This window comes from Streptococcus urinalis 2285-97 (assembly GCF_000188055.2).
Classification (GTDB): Bacteria; Bacillota; Bacilli; order Lactobacillales; family Streptococcaceae; genus Streptococcus; species Streptococcus urinalis.
Window position 1 is genome coordinate 726,385 of record NZ_AEUZ02000001.1, and the last position, 18,393, is coordinate 744,777.

An 18,393-nucleotide genomic window follows, 5' to 3' on the forward strand; every position below is an offset into this window, starting at 1 on the left:
TATGATAATAGATTTTAAAAATGTGACTACTCAAGGTTTGGAAACCTCACCAGTGGCTGAAAGTTTGGCTGGGTTGAGAGCTAATGAAGCAAGGTATTTTTGGAATAAATTTAAGGTTAATTTCGAAACGGTACCTGTTAGTGAAAAACCGGAACTAATGGCTGATATCAATGCACTTTTAAAAAGAGAATTGGAATTCTCTGCAAAACCACTTGAAATAGCACAACTTTATCTTGAAGATAATATTGTATGGATACATGTCTTTTATGAAGATGGACTAGCTATTAATGTCCTATATGAAATGGATAATCCTAAAAAAAGGGCAGTAGGCTTGAAATTATCTGAAGGGATGGAGATTCCGTTGGAATTGGTTGATCGTTTTAAGTTTGCTCGTCAGAAGTCCAAATTAGCAGGAATAATACGGGGCTCATACTTCACTTTAAAAGGTGATAATCAAGCTTTAATGGAAAAATGGATTAAAAACATTGATTAAGTATACCTAAAAAATGTTTTATAGATACTTGATTAAATAAAAAGCATTTGTTACAATACAAGTGAACTCATTTTGGGAAATGTTTGTATTGTCATATTAATGATAACCTTGTCAATATGAACTGGAAGATATTAAAGGGATGGCCTTTAGTATCTTTTTCTTTCTGTCATTTTTAAAGGGATAAAGGAGGAATAATGACATATATAGAAGAATATAAGAAATGGTTGAATAATCCTGAATTGGATGAGAAAATCCATAAGGAGTTATTAGAAATTGAAGGAAATGATCAAGAAATTAGAGATCGTTTCTACCAAACAATGGCATTTGGAACCGCAGGTCTAAGAGGAAAACTAGGTGCAGGAACTAATCGTATGAACACTTATATGGTAGGAAAAGCAGCTCAAGCTTTAGCAAATACCATTAAAGATCATGGTCCTGAAGCAATTTCTAAAGGAATTGTTGTTTGTTATGATATTAGACACCAATCAAAGGAATTTGCTGAATTAACCTGTTCTATTATGGCAGCAAATGGGATTCATTCGTTTCTTTATAAAGGTGTTAGACCAACGCCAATGTGTTCTTTTGCCATTAGAGAATTAAGTTGTATCTCAGGTGTTATGGTGACAGCTAGCCATAATCCTCAAGCTTATAATGGGTACAAAGCTTATTGGCAAGAAGGTTCACAAATTTTGAATGATATTGCTGATCAAATAGCAAATCATATGTCAAAAATAACTGAACCACATCTTATTCAAAAAATGAACTTTTCAAAAGCCATGGCTGAAAATCTCATTACTTATGTCCCTGATGACGTTGAAAAGAGTTATTATCAAGCAGTCTTAGGCTTAACCATTAATGATGATAATATTGATAAAAACATAAAAGTTGTTTATACTCCCTTAAATGGAGTTGGAAATTTACCAGTAAGACATGTCTTGAAGGAAAGAGGCTTTAATAATATTATAGTTGTGCCAGAACAAGAACAACCTGATCCCGATTTTACGACCATTGGTTATCCTAATCCAGAAGTCCCAAAAACTTTTCATTATGCTGAGAAGTTAGGACAAGACGAAGCTGCTGATATATTAATCGCAAACGATCCTGATAGTGATCGGGTGGCTTTAGAAGTTAAACGAAAAGATGGTACTTATCAATATATAAATGGAAATCAGATTGGTGCATTATTAGCTTATTATATCTTTTCTCAAAGACAGATAAAAAAGACCTTGCCTGACAATCCAGTATTAGTTAAATCAATTGTTACCAGTGATTTTGCAAGTAAGATAGCATCATATTTTGGAGTTGAAACAGTAGAAACCTTGACAGGTTTTAAAAATATCTGTGGCAAAGCAAATGAGTTTGATATTTCTAAAGGTAAGTCCTATGTCTTAGGATTTGAAGAGAGCATAGGTTATTGTTATGGCACATTTGTCAGAGATAAAGATGGTGTTAGTGCTGCAATGATGGTAGTTGAGATGGCTGCTTATTTTAAAGCAAAAGGAAAAAGTTTAATAGATGTTTTAGAAGAACTTTATATGAAATTTGGCTTTTTTGGAGAAATGCAATACTCTCTAGAATTAGAAGGCTCAGAAGGTCAAGAAAAAATTGGGAAAATAATGAGCCAATTTAGGAAAGACCCTATTACAAAAATGGGTAATATTTCACTCTTAAAAGTTATTGATTTTGAAAAAGGTTATTTGGATTTACCAAAACAAAATTGTTTGAAATTTTACTTTATTGACGGTTCTTGGTTTGCCATGAGACCTTCAGGTACAGAACCTAAATTAAAATTTTATTTTTATAGTTTGGCAAAAAGTCACAAAGAAAGTCAAGAAAAATTGGAATTGATGAAAGCGATTTGTCTTTCAAAAATGGATTTTTGATAATCGACACATTTAGAAACGCCTAATATTAGCTAATAGATTTTCTTTTTTTTGAAAACTTAAGAATTGCATTTGAAAAAAACTTGTATCGTAATAGTAGTCAAGGTTTTAAGAAAGAGAGAATTATGCCCAAGAAGAAAACCATATTGATTACATTTTTAGCTATTATTTTAGGCTTGGTTGGTTTAAAAGAATTAATTAGTTACCAAGTTATGTATCCGAAAGTTTTGACAAAAAAATCTGGTCCGATAAAAATTGCAGCAGTAGGTGATAGTATTACTTTTGGTTCAGGTGTTTTAGGTCATCGTGATTCAGAATCTTATCCTGCACTACTAGCTAGTGAACTTGGAAAAAAATATCAAGTTTCAAACTATGGACTAAGAAGTCGAACCATGTCGAGTGAGGGAAATTTACCCTATTTTAGAGAAAAAAATGCCAAACTTTCTTTGGAAAGTAATGCTGATATTGTCATTATCATGCTAGGAACAAATGACTCTAAACCAAGAAATTGGAATGAAGCTACTTATAAAAAAGATTATATTGCAGCTATAAAAAGGTATCAAAATATGCCAAGTCATTCTAAAGTTTATATCATGATACCACCTAGGGTTTTCGTCACCCATAAGTCTGATAATGCCCCTAGAAATAGTATTGTAAATGGCATCTTACGACAATTAACCCCTCAAATTGCTAAAGAAACTGGTGTTACTTATATCGACCAGTATAGTGTTACTAAATCTCATCCAGAATGGTTTGCTGATAACCTACATCCCGATGTCAGAGGAAATAAAGCAATGGTGGCTCAAATTCTTAAAAAATGGAAAGAAGTTGGTCAAATAAAATAAAAATAAGCACTTAAGTGCTTATTTTTTATTTTCATAGAAATCTAGAAAATCTCTAAAGTGTCGTGCCCAATACTTTTCATGATGAGTTTCATGAGATTGAATCATTAGTTTGATATTGTTAATAGGGTGCCCTTGTTTTAGTAATAATTGATAGTAGTTTAGGCTGTTATCAATATAGTGTTGACTATCATTGATAATAGCTTTTAATTCTCGTTTTTGACCATTAATATCGCCTTCGTTGGTTCCCACTTGGATGAAGACTTTTGTTGTTGGTAATAAAGGATGATTTTGACAAAAAGTCAAAAAAGGTGGTTCATTAAACCAAGATGCCAATGAAAAAATTCCCAAAGTTGAAAAAATATTAGGATAAGATGCACCAATATAAGCAGTGATTAATCCACCCATGGAAGAGCCAAGGAGTAACGTATGGTCTTTATCAGATTTTGTTTGGAATCTTGCATCTATTGAAGGTTTTAAAGTATTTACTAACCATTCCGCATAGGCTTGTCCATCACCACCAACACTCCCGTATTTGGACCGGAAAGTTTGATCCATTTGCCAAGGACTGTATTCATCTAATCGATGTTCATCATTATTGTCGATAGCGACAACAAGATATTCTTTAAACTTATGATTTGAAAGCGTATCAATGACACCCCATGACACTCCTGCAAAAGATTCGTAATCATAAAAACAATTTTGACCGTCATGCATATAGACTACCGGGAAGCGTTCGTTCTTGCTTTGGTTGTATGATTTTGGTAATAAAATGCGTACTCGCCTTTTTTCATTATAATAGGGAATATAAAAGTGTTCTTCAATAATCATTTCTGACATTTTCTTTTCCTTTATCTTTTTTTGTTATTGATATTGGTAAAACCCATAGCCAGATGCTTTACCAGTGCGATTTTGATCAATAAATGTTTCTTTTAACATTTTAGCAAGATGTGCATGTAAACTATTTGGATCATTGTTAGTATCAGCGTAATTTTTCATAATATTATAAACAGTATCAATTCCAATAATATCAAGAATTTCAAATGGTCCCATTGGAGCGCCAGTTCCAAGTTTCCATGTTTTATCTATCGTTTGAACATCTGCTACTTCATTATAATATAATGCAAGGGCATTTTCTAAAAATGGGACTAAAATACTATTTAAAATGTAACCATGTTGTTCTTTTTGTATTGGAAGTGCAACCATACCAATTGATTTTGAAAATTCAAGAGCTTGATCAATGACTGCTTTGTCTGTTTTTTCATGTCCCATCACTTCTACGATATTGTTTTGCCAAATATTATTTGCAAAATGCATGGCTAGAAATTTTTCAGGACGTCCAGTCAAAGATGCAAACTGACTAGGAACAAGAGTAGAAGAATTAGTAGCAAATATAGTATTTTTAGGGGCAACTTTTGATAACTCTTTATAAAAATCTTCTTTAATACTAATTGTTTCTGGAACAGCTTCAATGACCAAATCAGCCTTTGAAACGGCTTCTTTCAAAGATTTGGAAAATGTTATTTTTCCAGGTATTTTGTTGATAAAATTGATTGAATCTGTTACTTCTGACAGAAAGATATGATCTAAACTTGGTAATAGATTTTGATTATATTTGATATTATTAGCCTCTCTATTATAGGATTCTTTTGCTTTTTCAATTTCATTTTTATAAATTTCAGCTAATGTTTCAATGCGCTCTTTACCTTTTGTTAGAGCTTGTTCATTAATATCATAAATAGTCACATTTATATCTTTAAATGCGGATTGAAAAGCAATTTGGCTTCCTAAAACGCCACTACCCGCAACTGTTAACTCTTTTATCGTCATTAGATAACCTCCTCAATGATTTAGAAAACGTTTTCAAAATGAAGTGTAGCAGATAAAAAAAGCAAAATCAATTAATAAAAATCTTAGTTGACAAAATACAGTATAGTGTGCAATAAAAAATGATCAATAAACGAATAACTGAGAATTTAATGATAAAGAATGTATACTGGTATTTTTGAGAGATTGTTTATTCAAAAATTACGGGATAGTTTAGAAATATGATATAATTTTCATATTATGACAGAAAGAAAATCACAAAAATATGCTGTAGTGGATTTAGAAGCCACAGATGCTTCTATTACAGCATCTATTATACAAGTTGGAATTGTTATTATTTGTGATGGAAAAGTAATAGATCACTTTGAAACTGATGTAAATCCTCATATGGCTTTGAGTGATCATATTATACAATTAACAGGAATTACAGATAAGCAATTAAAAAAAGCACCGGATTTTTCACAAGTTGCTTCAAAGATTTATGAAATGATAAAAGATTGTGTTTTTGTGGCACACAATGTTAAATTTGATGCTAATTTATTAGCAGAACACCTTTTTTTGGAAGGTTATGAATTAAGAACACCAAGAATTGATACAGTGGAGCTTTCACAAATTGTTTTTCCCACTTTAGAAAAATATTCACTAGGCTCATTAGCACACTATCTTGATATTGATTTACAAAATGCACATACTGCAATTGCTGATGCGATGGCTACTGCTGAATTATTTATTAGCTTGTATCAGAAATTATCTTCTTTTCCCAAAGAGACCCTTACGGACCTTTTAAGCTTATCAGATAATTTACTTTATGAATCTTATCTTTTGATTGAAGAAGCGTATAAACAAGCTAAACCATATTCAAAGGGAAAATTCAACAAAGTTAATCACATCATTGTTCAAAAGCCATCTAAGACTAAAAAACCGTTGAAATTATCTCAAGATTTTGAGGTCAATTTAGCTTTACTAGATTTAGAACGACGAGAAAGGCAGTTGGAGTTTGTCCAAATCATTGAAGACGAATTTGAAACACCCTTTCCAATTTTTGTCGAAGCTCAGTCAGGATTAGGGAAAACCTATGGTTATCTACTACCGATATTAGCACGTACTTCTTCACAAATCATCGTTACCGTACCAACAAAAGTGATACAGGATCAAATGCTTTTAAAAGAATTGAAGCAACTTAAAGAGACGTTTAATATTAGAAGTTATAGTTTAAAAGGTCCACAAAATTATATAAAACTTGATTTATTTGCTGAATCTTTAAATCAAATTGACAGTAATAGGATGTTAAACCGTTTTAAAATGCAGATATTAGTCTGGTTACTTGAAACGGAAACTGGTGATTTAGATGAAATTAAGCAACAGCAACGTTTTGCGAGCTTTTTTGATACGATTAAACATGACGGTAACATAAGTCAAAAATCTCCTTATAAGGAGATTGATTTTTGGGTAAAAAATGATTTTGAAGCTAAAAAAAGTCACATTTTAGTCACAAATCATGCCTATTTTTTAACCAGAGTTCAAGATGATAAAGACTTTGTTAAAAATAAGATTTTAGTTGTGGATGAAGCACAAAGAATGCTATTAGCACTAGAACAATTTGCTCGCCAATCACTTGATTTAAGTAATATTATTGTAGAGCTTAGTTCTCTATCACAAGATACGAGTCACCTAACACAAAAAAGAATTGCTGAACTGTTAATGTTTGAATTGAGTCACATGATAGAAGAATATTATCAACATTCAACCCCTGAAATACCTAAACAGCAATTACAAATAATAGAACAATCCTTATCAGAATTAGATCATGTTGATTTTGGCGATTTATTAAGTTTGTGTCAGAATTTCACTAGTTTTTGGTTATCGCATAAAGAAGATGATGGCAAACGGAAAACATATCTAAATGGTGCCTCTGAAAATCTCCTTGATTTTGAAGCCTTTTTACCACCAGTAGAGAAATTATTCTTAATTTCAGCAACTTTACAATTTGATGAAAAGACGATTTTACCGCAATTATTAGGATTTAAACAGTTTACATTTTCTAAGGTTGCTAAACGAAAAAATGAGCAACAATTACTGATTATTGATAAGAGTATGCCATCTATTCAATCTGTGAGTGAAGATTGCTATGTTTCTGAGATTGGAAAGCGTCTATTAGCTTTAGTTAAACTGGAAAAACCAATTCTTGTCCTGTTTCATTCACAAAAAATGCTCATTCAGACTTCTGATTATTTAAATCAGTTAAATGTTCCACATTTAGCACAAGATAGAAATGGAAATGCTAGTAATGTGAAGCGACGATTTGAACGAGGCGATGCTCAAATACTACTTGGGATGGGAGCCTTTTGGGAGGGCGTCGACTTTATTCAAAATGATCGTATGATTGAAGTGATCACGCGTCTTCCTTTTGACAATCCTGAGGATCCCTTTTATCAGAAAGTTTTAAGACATATGTCACAGTCAAATCAAAATACTTTTTACACTTATAGTTTACCAATGATGTTCTTAAAGTTAAAACAAGCTATCGGAAGAACAATAAGAAGAGAAAATCAAAAGTCGGTAGTTCTTATTCTAGATAATCGAATCGAAACAAAAAGTTATAGTTCAATCATTTTGCACCTTTTAAAAAATGAATACGTAACTTATTCACAAAAAGTTAAAGACTACCTAGCGACAATATCAGATTTTTTGCTATAATAAGTAAGACAACCTTATTATAAAAAGGTCAGTAAAGGAGAACTCATGCCAAAAATATCAAATAGGGTTCTAGAGATGAATGAAAGTGTTACTCTAGCGGCAAGTGCAAAAGCAAAGCAACTTAAAGAAGCTGGAAAAGATATTATTAGTTTAACTTTAGGGGAACCTGATTTTTCAACTCCAAAAAATATCCAAGAAAAAGCAATCACAGCTATTCAAAATGGATCAGCAAGTTACTATACAGTCGCAAGTGGCATGACTGAACTTAAACTTGCTATTCAAACTTATATGCATCAATATTATGGTTATTCCGTAGATTTATCTGAAATTGTAGCCGGAACAGGTGCTAAGTATATTCTTTTTGCTTTTTTTATGTCAGTCTTAAATCCGGATGATGAAGTCATTATACCAACACCTTACTGGGTTTCTTATGCCGATCAAGTTAAGATGGCTCAAGGAAAGGTTGTTTTTGTAGATGCATTAGAGTCAAATCATTTTAAGATTACTACTGATCAATTAGATAAAGTATTAACAACAAAAACAAAAGTCTTGCTTTTAAACTCACCATCTAATCCAACCGGTGTTATTTACACTAAAGAAGAATTAGAAGCAATTGGAAATTGGGCTGTTGAACATGATATTATTATTTTAGCAGATGATATTTATGGTCGGTTGGTTTATAATGGTAATCAATTTGTTCCCAGTTCAACTATTTCAGAAAAAATTAGAAAACAGACAATGGTCATTAATGGTGTTTCAAAAACTTATGCCATGACCGGTTGGAGGCTTGGCTTTGCGGTTGGTAATAGTACTATAATTTCAGCAATGTCTAAAATTATTAGTCAAACGACATCAAGTTTAACAACTGTGTCACAGTTTGCTGCTATTGAAGCTTTGATTGGTGATCAATCTGAAGTGGAAAAAATGCGTTTAGCATTTGAAAAACGATTAAATTTGATTTATCCTCTATTGTCAGAAGTTCCTGGTTTCAAAGTTGTCAAACCACAGGGTGCCTTTTATCTTTTTCCAAATGTTAAAGAAGCAATGGAAAAAAAGGGGTATTCTAATGTTACAGCATTTACAAATGCTATCTTAGATCAAGTTGGTCTCGCTTTGGTAACTGGAGAGGGATTTGGTTCTAATGAAAATTTGAGACTCAGTTATGCAACTGATGAAGAAACGTTATTAGAAGCTATTCGTCGCTTAAATCAATTTATGAAATAAAAAATAAGAGAGAAAGAAGAGTCATGTCAAGAAAATTAATATCAATTGCATCTGTTAAAGATTATGTAGGTCAAGAAGTTACTATAGGTGCTTGGGTCGCCAATAAGTCTGGAAAAGGGAAAATCGCCTTTTTACAGCTTCGGGATGGCTCAGCCTTTTTCCAAGGGGTTGCTTTTAAACCAAATTTTATTGAAAAATTTGGTGAAGAAGATGGACTTGAAAAGTTTGATTTAATTAAGCATCTTAGTCAAGAAACTTCAGTTTATGTTACTGGTATTGTCAAAGAAGATGATCGCTCAAAATTTGGTTATGAATTGGATATTACAAATATTGAAGTCATTGGTCAATCTAATGATTATCCAATAACACCAAAAGAACATGGGACTGATTTCCTAATGGATAATCGTCATTTATGGTTGCGTTCCCGTAGACAAACAGCTATCATGCAAATCAGAAATGCTATCATCTATGCTTCTTATGAATTCTTTGATAAAAACGGATTTGTTAAATTTGATAGTCCAATCTTATCAGGAAATGCTGCAGAAAACACAACAGAGTTATTTGAGACTGATTATTTTGGAAATCCAGCATTTTTAAGCCAATCTGGTCAATTATATCTTGAAGCTGGAATGATGGCACTTGGTCGTGTCTTTGACTTTGGTCCTGTTTTTCGTGCAGAGAAATCAAAGACACGTCGTCACTTAACAGAATTTTGGATGATGGATGCTGAGTATCCATTCTTAAGTCATGAAGAATCATTAGATTTACAAGAAGCTTATGTAAAAGCTTTGATTCAAGGTGTTCTAGATAGAGCACCACAAGCATTAGAATTACTTGAACGTGATACGGACTTGCTTAAAAAATACATTGCAGAACCATTTAAACGCGTTTCTTATGATGATGCTATTTCATTGCTTCAAGAACATGAAGCAGATGAAGATACAGATTATGAACATGTTGAACACGGTGATGATTTTGGTTCACCGCATGAAACTTGGATTTCAAATTATTTTGGAGTACCAACATTTGTAGTTAATTATCCAGCAAGTTTCAAAGCATTTTATATGAAACCAGTACCTGGCAATCCAGAACGCGTTCTTTGTGCGGACTTACTAGCTCCAGAAGGCTATGGTGAAATCATTGGGGGTTCTGAACGTGAGACAGATTATGATGTGTTAATGGAGAAAATCAAAGCAAATGGTTTAGATCCAAAAGACTATGAATTTTATCTAAATCTTCGTCAATATGGCTCAGTTCCTCATTGTGGCTTTGGTTTAGGATTGGAACGTATGGTTACTTTTGTTTCTGGAACAAAACACATTCGTGAAGCAATTCCATTTCCACGAATGCTTCATCGTATTAAACCTTAAAAAAGTTAGCTTTTGGCTAGCTTTTTTTATGTCTAAAAATATCGTAATATATTAAAGTTTCTTGATAGGATATTCTATTTCTTTTCATTTTTGTACACTCTATAATAAATGTATCAAAAAAAAAGGAGATAAAAATGGATTTTTCAATTCTATTTAGTTCCACTGTCTTTATTGCCGGTATATTATCATTTTTTTCCCCTTGTATTTTTCCAGTATTGCCAGTTTATTTAGGCTTACTACTTGATCAGGATGAATCACATCAGGTTAAACTTTTTGGAAAAAACTTTAATTGGCTAGGCATTTTAAAAACATTTTGTTTTATTCTGAGATTGTCAACTGTATTCATTATATTAGGATATGGTGCAGGATTCTTAGGGAATATCATCAATGCGAGTTGGTTTCGTGTCATAATGGGTGTTTTAATTATTGTTTTAGGAATTCATCAGATGGAAATCATAACCCTCAAGCGTTTATTAAGACAAAAACAAATTACCTTTAAGCAGAAATCTAGTAGAAGTGATTTTCTAAATGCCTTTGTTCTTGGTTTGACTTTCTCATTTGGTTGGACGCCTTGTGTTGGTCCTGTATTAAGTTCAGTATTAGGCTTAGCAGCAACTGGAGGTTCTGGAGCAGTTTCTGGCGGTCTTTACATGGTCAATTATGCAATAGGTTTATCATTACCATTTTTATTAATTGCACTAACATCGAGTGCCATTTTAAATTATTTCAATCGCCTAAAACCTTATATGGGATTAATGAAAAAAATGGGTGGTTTTCTGATTATCATAATGGGAATTCTCATTATGACTGATAGTGTCAATAACATCATCTCATTTTTTGAAACTTTTCTAAAACATTGATAAAGGAGTGAATTATATGAAAAAAACAAAACTATTAACAATTGGCTTAAGCAGTTTATTGCTCTTAACAGCTTGTAGCACACAAACAAATCATTCAAAGATGACTAAAGAGACGATGACAAAATCTGAAAAAGCGATGACTAAAAAAATGAAGGAAAAAGACATGATGACTTCAGAACAAAAGATGAAGAATCAAGACATGTCAAAAGAGAATTCTTCTCACTTAAAGGCTGCACCACAGTTTAGCCTTCAAGGTGTAGATGGAAAAAAATATACTTTATCTGATTTTAAAGGAAAAAAAGTTTATGTGAAATTTTGGGCTTCTTGGTGCTCAATTTGTCTTTCAACTTTACCAGATACAACTAAATTAGCCAAAAATGCAACTTCTGATCTAGTTGTCTTATCAGTTGTGTCTCCTAATCATAATGGTGAAAAATCTGAGTCAGATTTTAAAAAGTGGTTTAAGACACTTGACTATAAAGCTTTACCAGTAGTTTTAGATAAGACTGGTAAAGTTCTCTCAGAATATGGCGTTAGATCCTATCCAACTCAAGTCTTTATTGATAAAGAAGGAAATCTCGTTAAAAAACATGTTGGTTATATGTCTGAAAAAGAGGTGAAAGAGACCTTAAATAAAATAAAATAGAAAGCTGGTAGAAGCTTATGGAAAATAAACATATTTTCTATGTCCTCATAGGAATTCTAATTGTTATTTGTGGTACCTTTGCTTTAGTTAAATGGTATCCTAAAAGCAATATGGAGCAATCACAGATAAATCAGATAAAAACTGCATCCATTTCCAAAGCACCCCCAAAAAGAAGTGAATCAAAGAGAATGATTCATCAAAAAGAAAACCTTAGAGAAATCTATCTAGCAGGAGGTTGTTTCTGGGGCGTTGAAGATTATTTTTCGCGTGTAAAAGGTGTTACTAATGCTGTATCGGTTTATGCAAATGGTAAAGAAGGAACGACAAATTATCAATTAATTAGTCAGACAGGACATGCCGAAACCGTAAAAGTGACCTATGATAAAAGTATTATTTCTTTAAAAGAAATATTGTTGCATTATTTTAGAATTATTGATCCAACCAGTAAAAATAAGCAAGGAAATGATGTTGGAAGTCAATACCGTACAGGTATTTATGTAACTAATAAAGAAGACTTAGAAGTTGTTAGCCAGCTTTTTAAAGAGAAAGCTCATAATTATGATAAACCAATCGTGGTGGAGAAAAGTTATTTAAAAAACTTCATTAAGGCAGAAGAGTACCATCAAGATTATTTAAAGAAACATCCTAATGGCTATTGTCATATCAATGTGAATCAAGCTAAATATCCTGTTATTGATGCCTCAAAGTACCCCAAACCAAGTCAATCAGAAATTAAAAAGAAATTAAGCAAAGAAGAATACCAAGTAACACAAAATGCTGAAACGGAAAAAGCATTTTCAAATCGTTATTGGGATCAGTTCAAAAGAGGTATTTATGTTGATGTTGTAATAGGTGAGCCATTATTCTCGTCAAAAGATAAATTTGAATCCGGTTGTGGATGGCCAAGCTTTTCAAGACCAATTAGTCCTGATGTAACAACTTATAAAGAAGATAATAGTTTTAATATGAAGCGAACTGAAGTAAGAAGTCGTAGTGGGAACAGTCATCTTGGACATGTCTTTACGGATGGTCCCAAAAATAAAGGAGGATTGCGTTACTGTATCAATAGTCTTTCTATTAAATTTATTCCAGAGAACCAAATGAAAGAAAAAGGCTACGGCTATTTATTAGATTATTTATAAAAAATTAGAAATAAATTTGGTATAATAAAAAGAAAATGAAAGGAGCACCTATGTTTTCACTACTAATTGTTGAAGATGAATATCTCGTTAGAGAGGGCTTGAAACATCTGATTGATTATCAACATTTCAATATTTCAATAGTTAGAGAAGCTGAAAATGGTTTTGTAGCTTGGCAACTGATTCAAGAACAAGCTCCTGATATTCTTTTGACAGATATTAATATGCCTAAAATAGATGGTATCACATTAGCTAAACTGACTAAAACATCTTTTCCTCATTGTCATATTGTTTTTCTAACTGGTTATGATGAATTTGATTATGCTCTTTCCGCTTTAAAATTAGGGGCTGATGATTTTCTATTAAAGCCTTTTTCAAAGAAAGATGTTTCAGAAATGTTATCTCATTTAAGTCAGAAATTATTTGTTAAGAAACAAGAAGAAAGATTACAAGCTCTTGCCAATGATAATCAAGATTCTCAACTAAAAAAAGCCATTCAAAACAGAATAAGTGATCCACAATTAACTTTAGTAAGTTTAGCTGAAGAGTTAGGATTTAGCCCAAATTATTTAAGTTTACTGATCAAAAAAGAGATTGGAATCAATTTTCAAGACTATCTTATCCAAGAAAGACTAAACAGAGCAAAGTTATTATTGCAAACCAGTCAATTAAAAATTTATGAGGTTGCTGAACAAGTGGGATTTTCAGATATGAATTATTTTTCGCATCGCTTTAAACAAGTTGTTGGACAAACGCCGAGTGAATTCAGGAAGGGATAAAATTGCAATTACCAAATAAATCTTTAAAAACACGTTTATTAATGGTTATTTCACTTTTGATCATTCTAATAATTGGTTTGATTTGTTTTAGCAATTATCAAATAAGTTCTATTACCATTAAACATCAGACCGAACAAAAAACAAACCAATCACTTGAACAAAGTAGTCAATTTATCACTTCTTATATTCAAAAATTAGAAGAGACAAGTTCTAGTTTAGTTAGTCATCAGTTAGTCATAAACTATGGTCAAGATAAAGCAAAAAAGCAGGATCAAAATGTAAAGCAATTTTTAATGGCTATCCTAAAAACCAATTCTGATTTAGTGTCTGCAACTATTATTACGAAAGATGGTCGTTATTTATCAACAGAAAAAAATATGACCATGAAGACATCTTCAGATATGATGAAAGAATCGTGGTATCAAAAAGCCATTTCAAATAAAGGAATTCCAGTATTAACACCTGCACATCCAAGTACATCTAAAACCAAAGAAAACCAATGGGTTATTTCAGTGATCAAGAAATAACGTCAAAGACAGGTAATCATTTGGGTGTTCTAAAACTTGATATTAATTATACAACTTTGGAAAACTATTTGAATCATCTTAAATTGGGTAAAAGTGGTTTTGCTTTTATCATTAATGAAAAACACCAATTTGTTTATCACCCTAGGAAAACAGTATACACATCAAAGGGAGATATGGAGAGTATGAAGCCATATATTAAGCTTAAAAATGGCTATTTGAAGAATAAAGTCTATGTTTCTCAAGTTGGTATTCCAAATAGTGATTGGCATTTAATTGCTGTCTCTTCATTAGATGAGTTGAAAATCATTCAAAAACGATTAGCATTAACTTTTACAGGAATTGCTTTTTTGTCTCTATTATTTTCGTCTATTTCATTAGCACTACTACTTAAATTTTGGTTAAAACCATTGAAAAATTTACAAATGCTAATGCTTGAAATTAGTCATGGCCATTCCCAATTGAGAGCAGAAGAAGTCGGCTCAAAAGAATTGATTGACTTAGCCCATCAATTTAATAGCATGTTAGATCAAATTGACCAATTAGTATTAGAAGTTACACAAAAAGAACAAAAAATTCGTCAAGGTGAATTAAGAGCATTAACCAGTCAAATTAACCCACATTTTCTTTACAATACTCTGGATACTATTATTTGGATGGTAGAATTTGGAGATAGTCTAAAAGTAGTTGACTTAACAAAATCATTGGCGACCTTTTTTAGACTGTCGCTTAATAAAGGCAATGAATTAATTTCATTAAAAGATGAAATCAATCATGTTAGACAATATCTTTCTATTCAGTCCTATCGATATGGAGACAAACTCACCTATGACATTAAAGAGTTGAAATCATTTGACAATTATCTTTTGCCAAAACTCATTTTACAACCTTTAGTTGAAAATGCCATTTATCATGGTATTAAAGAATTGGACCACAGAGGTCAAATAAAAATTGAAGTTAGTTCTAAAGCTCATTATTTATATTTAACAGTAACTGATAATGGTCCAGGATTTGGAAAGTCTAAAAAACAAGTCTATAAACAAACATTGAATCAGGGAATTGGACTTTCAAATGTCAATCAACGTTTGAAGTTACATTTTGGAGAAGGGTATAAGATGCGCATCGAATCAATACCATTTAAAGAAACCTCAGTCACTTTAAGACTTCCATTGCATTTAGATGGACCTAGATAATAAAACCTGCTTTAGCAGGTTTTATTGTGTTATAATGATAGTGATAATCATGATAGAAGGGACAAGACAAATGACAGATAAAGCAATAAAGTTAGTCATCGTAACTGGACTGAGTGGTGCTGGTAAAACTGTGGCAATTCAATCTTTTGAAGATTTGGGGTATTTCACAATAGATAATATGCCACCAGCTTTGTTACCTAAATTTATTGACTTGATACAACAGACAAATGATAATAATAAATTAGCCGTAGTCGTCGATATGCGTAGTCGTCTGTTTTTCAATGAAGTTAATGCGATTTTGGATCAATTAGAAACTAACCAAGCAATCCAATTTAATATTTTGTTTTTAGATGCTACTGACAATGAATTAGTATCACGTTATAAAGAAACAAGGCGCAGTCACCCTTTGGCAGTTGATGGCAGAGTGTTAGATGGTATTACTAAAGAAAGAGAATTGTTAGCTCCACTTAAAAATATGAGTCAAAATGTAGTGGATACCAGTAACTTAACACCAAGACAACTTCGGAAAACGATTTCACAACAATTTTCAGAAGATCACAATAGTGATCGATTTAGAATTGAAGTGATGAGTTTTGGGTTCAAATATGGTTTACCTTTAGATGCCGACTTAGTTTTTGATGTTCGTTTTTTACCAAACCCTTATTACTTACCAGAATTGCGACAACAGACTGGACTAGATCAAGCAGTCTACCAGTATGTTATGGGTCAACCAGAATCAGAAAATTTTTACCAACATTTAATAGAACTATTAAAACCTATTTTACCTGCTTATAGAAAAGAAGGAAAATCAATACTGACAATAGCTATAGGCTGTACAGGTGGCCAACATCGAAGTGTCGCATTTACCCATAGATTAGCAGAGGATTTAAAAACAAATTGGACTATCAATGAAAGTCATCGTGATAAAAACAGACGGAAGGAAACTGTAAATCGTTCATGAAAAAACCAAAAATGACTGTTATTGGCGGAGGAACGGGTATACCTGTTATTTTAAATAGCTTAAGAACAGAAGAAGTTGATATTACAGCAGTTGTCACAGTTGCTGACGATGGAGGATCTTCCGGTGAATTGAGAAGTGCTATGCAATTAACACCTCCAGGGGACTTGAGAAATGTCCTTTTAGCGATGAGTGATATGCCAAGATTTTATGAAAAGGTATTTCAATATCGCTTTAATGAATCTGATGGTGCTTTAGCAGGTCACCCACTGGGAAATTTAATCATTGCAGGAATTTCTGAAATGCAAGGATCAACCTATAACGCCATCCAAATTCTAACAAAATTTTTTCATATTACTGGTAAAATCTATCCTTCAAGTGAACACCCACTGACATTACATGCTGTTTTTAATGACGGACATCAAGTTACCGGTGAAAGTCATATCGCCGAATACAAAGGTATGATTGATCATGTTTATGTTACAAATACCTATAATGATGATGAGCCAAAAGCAAGTCGAAAAGTTGTGGATGCTATTTTAGAGAGTGATATGATTGTACTTGGACCGGGTTCCTTATTTACGTCAATATTACCTAATCTCGTTATTCCAGAAATAAAAGAAGCGCTTAAACAAACAAAAGCTGAGATTGTCTATATTTGTAATATTATGACTCAATACGGGGAAACGGAACACTTCACAGATGCTGATCACGTTAGAGTGCTGAATAAACATCTGGGAAGAGATGTGATTGATACGGTTTTAGTAAACGTGGAAACAGTACCACAAGATTACATGGACCATAATAAATTTGATGAGTACCTTATTCAAGTTGAACATGATTTTAATGCTCTCCAAAAAGAAGCTAATAAAATTATTTCATCTAATTTTTTACGACTCGAAAAAGGTGGTGCATTTCATCAAGGCGATTTTGTTGTTGAAGAGTTAATGAATTTAGTTAGAGTGAGTCGAAAATGAGTTTTACAGTAAAAGTAAAAGAAGATATATTACAGTCGTCCAAAAGTAGCCAGTCAGAACTTTCAGCAATTATCAAAATGTCTGGTAATCTAGGAATAACTTCTAAAGGATTGACTTTAGCAATTGCAAGTGAAAATGCTAAAATTGCCAGACATATTTATTCGATCATAGAAACTTTTGCAGGATTACAACCTGAAATAAAATATCATTACAAAACAAACCTCAAAAAAAATAGAGTATATACAGTATTTCTTGATGACCAAGTTGATCAGTTATTATCAGACTTAAAATTAGCAGATTCCTTCTTCGGAATTGAGACTGGAATAGAAGCGTGTATTTTAGCTAATGACGAAAGTGGTAGACAATACTTAAGAGGTGCATTTTTGGCAACTGGTACTATAAGAGATCCTGAAACTGGGAAATACCAATTGGAAATTTTTTCAGTTTATCAAGATCATGCAGAAGATTTAGCCAACTTAATGCGAAAATTTATGCTAGATGCAAAAGTGATTCAGCATAAAAATGGTGCCATAACTTACCTTCAAAAAGCAGAGGATATCATCGACTTTCTCATCATTGTGGGTGCGATGACTTCAAAAGAAGCCTTTGAAGAAGTTAAAATCTTGAGAGAAACGAGAAATGATATCAATAGAGCAAATAATGCAGAGACTGCAAATATTGCAAAGACAATCAAAGCTAGTATGAAAACCATCAATAATATTATTAAAATTAAAGAAACAGTTGGAATAGAAAGTTTACCAATTGAACTACAGCAAGTAGCACAAATGAGAATTGAAAATCCTGATTATTCTATTCAGCAAATGGCAGATCAGTTGCCATTTGAAATTTCAAAAAGTGGTGTGAACCATCGGCTTAGAAAACTCAATAAAATAGCAGAGGATATTTAATGAGTGTAAAATAACTTGCTTAATATATAGAAAAGAGGAAAAAATATTAAAACTATTGTATTATAAATGAAGT

The 18,393-nt window shown here is 32.2% G+C and carries 15 protein-coding genes and 1 pseudogene; 14 read left to right on the forward strand and 2 right to left on the reverse strand.

What is annotated here, in order from left to right; translation table 11 throughout:
* The first annotated feature begins 1 nt into the window (after position 1).
* The 3 genes from STRUR_RS03645 to STRUR_RS03655 all read left to right on the forward strand — a co-directional run bounded on the left by STRUR_RS03645 (position 2) and on the right by STRUR_RS03655 (position 3,221).
* The gene (locus STRUR_RS03645; protein WP_006740394.1) at positions 2–493 is read left to right on the forward strand and encodes a DUF8821 family protein; all 492 of its coding nucleotides are present in this window, start codon (positions 2–4) and stop codon (positions 491–493) included.
* 194 nt (positions 494–687) lie between these two features.
* Positions 688–2,376 carry a phospho-sugar mutase gene (locus STRUR_RS03650; protein ID WP_006738934.1) on the forward strand — a complete coding sequence of 563 codons (1,689 nt, stop codon included), beginning with the start codon at positions 688–690 and terminating at the stop codon, positions 2,374–2,376.
* 125 nt (positions 2,377–2,501) lie between these two features.
* Entirely contained in the window at positions 2,502–3,221 is a 720-nt protein-coding gene (locus STRUR_RS03655; RefSeq protein ID WP_006738519.1) for a GDSL-type esterase/lipase family protein, read from the forward strand.
* An 18-nt stretch (positions 3,222–3,239) separates the two neighbouring features.
* Here the strand turns inward: STRUR_RS03655 and STRUR_RS03660 are convergent, their stop codons facing one another.
* Both STRUR_RS03660 and STRUR_RS03665 read right to left on the reverse strand, forming a co-directional pair.
* Positions 3,240–4,058 carry an alpha/beta hydrolase gene (locus STRUR_RS03660; RefSeq protein WP_006740174.1) on the reverse strand — a complete coding sequence of 273 codons (819 nt, stop codon included), beginning with the start codon at positions 4,056–4,058 and terminating at the stop codon, positions 3,240–3,242.
* Positions 4,059–4,082: 24 nt separating this feature from the next.
* Positions 4,083–5,048, reverse strand: coding sequence for a 3-hydroxyacyl-CoA dehydrogenase (locus STRUR_RS03665; protein WP_006739696.1), 966 nt, complete (start codon positions 5,046–5,048; stop codon positions 4,083–4,085).
* Positions 5,049–5,285: 237 nt separating this feature from the next.
* Between STRUR_RS03665 and STRUR_RS03670 the strand changes: the two genes are divergently transcribed.
* The 11 genes and pseudogenes from STRUR_RS03670 to whiA all read left to right on the forward strand — a co-directional run bounded on the left by STRUR_RS03670 (position 5,286) and on the right by whiA (position 18,320).
* Positions 5,286–7,742 (forward strand): bifunctional DnaQ family exonuclease/ATP-dependent helicase, encoded by a 2,457-nt coding sequence (locus STRUR_RS03670; RefSeq protein ID WP_006738703.1) that lies wholly within the window; start codon positions 5,286–5,288, stop codon positions 7,740–7,742.
* A gap of 45 nt (positions 7,743–7,787) precedes the next feature.
* On the forward strand, positions 7,788–8,966 hold the full coding sequence (locus STRUR_RS03675; protein ID WP_006740408.1) for a pyridoxal phosphate-dependent aminotransferase: 1,179 nt from the start codon (positions 7,788–7,790) through the stop codon (positions 8,964–8,966).
* 23 nt (positions 8,967–8,989) lie between these two features.
* Positions 8,990–10,336 carry an asparagine--tRNA ligase gene (gene asnS / locus STRUR_RS03680; protein WP_006739012.1) on the forward strand — a complete coding sequence of 449 codons (1,347 nt, stop codon included), beginning with the start codon at positions 8,990–8,992 and terminating at the stop codon, positions 10,334–10,336.
* 134 nt (positions 10,337–10,470) lie between these two features.
* Positions 10,471–11,196 (forward strand): thiol-disulfide oxidoreductase-associated membrane protein CcdA2, encoded by a 726-nt coding sequence (gene ccdA2, locus STRUR_RS03685; protein WP_006738953.1) that lies wholly within the window; start codon positions 10,471–10,473, stop codon positions 11,194–11,196.
* A gap of 16 nt (positions 11,197–11,212) precedes the next feature.
* Positions 11,213–11,842, forward strand: a complete 630-nt coding sequence (locus tag STRUR_RS03690; protein WP_006740035.1) for a TlpA family protein disulfide reductase — start codon at positions 11,213–11,215, stop codon at positions 11,840–11,842.
* 17 nt (positions 11,843–11,859) lie between these two features.
* Positions 11,860–12,984 (forward strand): peptide-methionine (R)-S-oxide reductase MsrB, encoded by a 1,125-nt coding sequence (gene msrB / locus STRUR_RS03695; RefSeq protein WP_006739550.1) that lies wholly within the window; start codon positions 11,860–11,862, stop codon positions 12,982–12,984.
* A 50-nt stretch (positions 12,985–13,034) separates the two neighbouring features.
* The gene (locus tag STRUR_RS03700) at positions 13,035–13,760 is read left to right on the forward strand and encodes a response regulator transcription factor (RefSeq protein ID WP_006739901.1); all 726 of its coding nucleotides are present in this window, start codon (positions 13,035–13,037) and stop codon (positions 13,758–13,760) included.
* Between the two features lie 41 nt (positions 13,761–13,801).
* Positions 13,802–15,477, forward strand: a pseudogene (locus tag STRUR_RS03705) (cache domain-containing sensor histidine kinase).
* Between the two features lie 70 nt (positions 15,478–15,547).
* A complete protein-coding gene (rapZ, locus tag STRUR_RS03710; protein ID WP_006740506.1) occupies positions 15,548–16,438 on the forward strand; it encodes an RNase adapter RapZ in 891 nt (296 codons plus the stop codon).
* Positions 16,435–17,412, forward strand: coding sequence for a YvcK family protein (locus tag STRUR_RS03715; protein ID WP_006740250.1), 978 nt, complete (start codon positions 16,435–16,437; stop codon positions 17,410–17,412). The genes rapZ and STRUR_RS03715 overlap by 4 nt, the downstream gene beginning before the upstream one ends.
* Positions 17,409–18,320, forward strand: coding sequence for a DNA-binding protein WhiA (gene whiA / locus STRUR_RS03720; RefSeq protein WP_006739666.1), 912 nt, complete (start codon positions 17,409–17,411; stop codon positions 18,318–18,320). Before STRUR_RS03715 ends, whiA begins: the two co-directional genes overlap by 4 nt.
* Positions 18,321–18,393 lie beyond the last annotated feature (73 nt).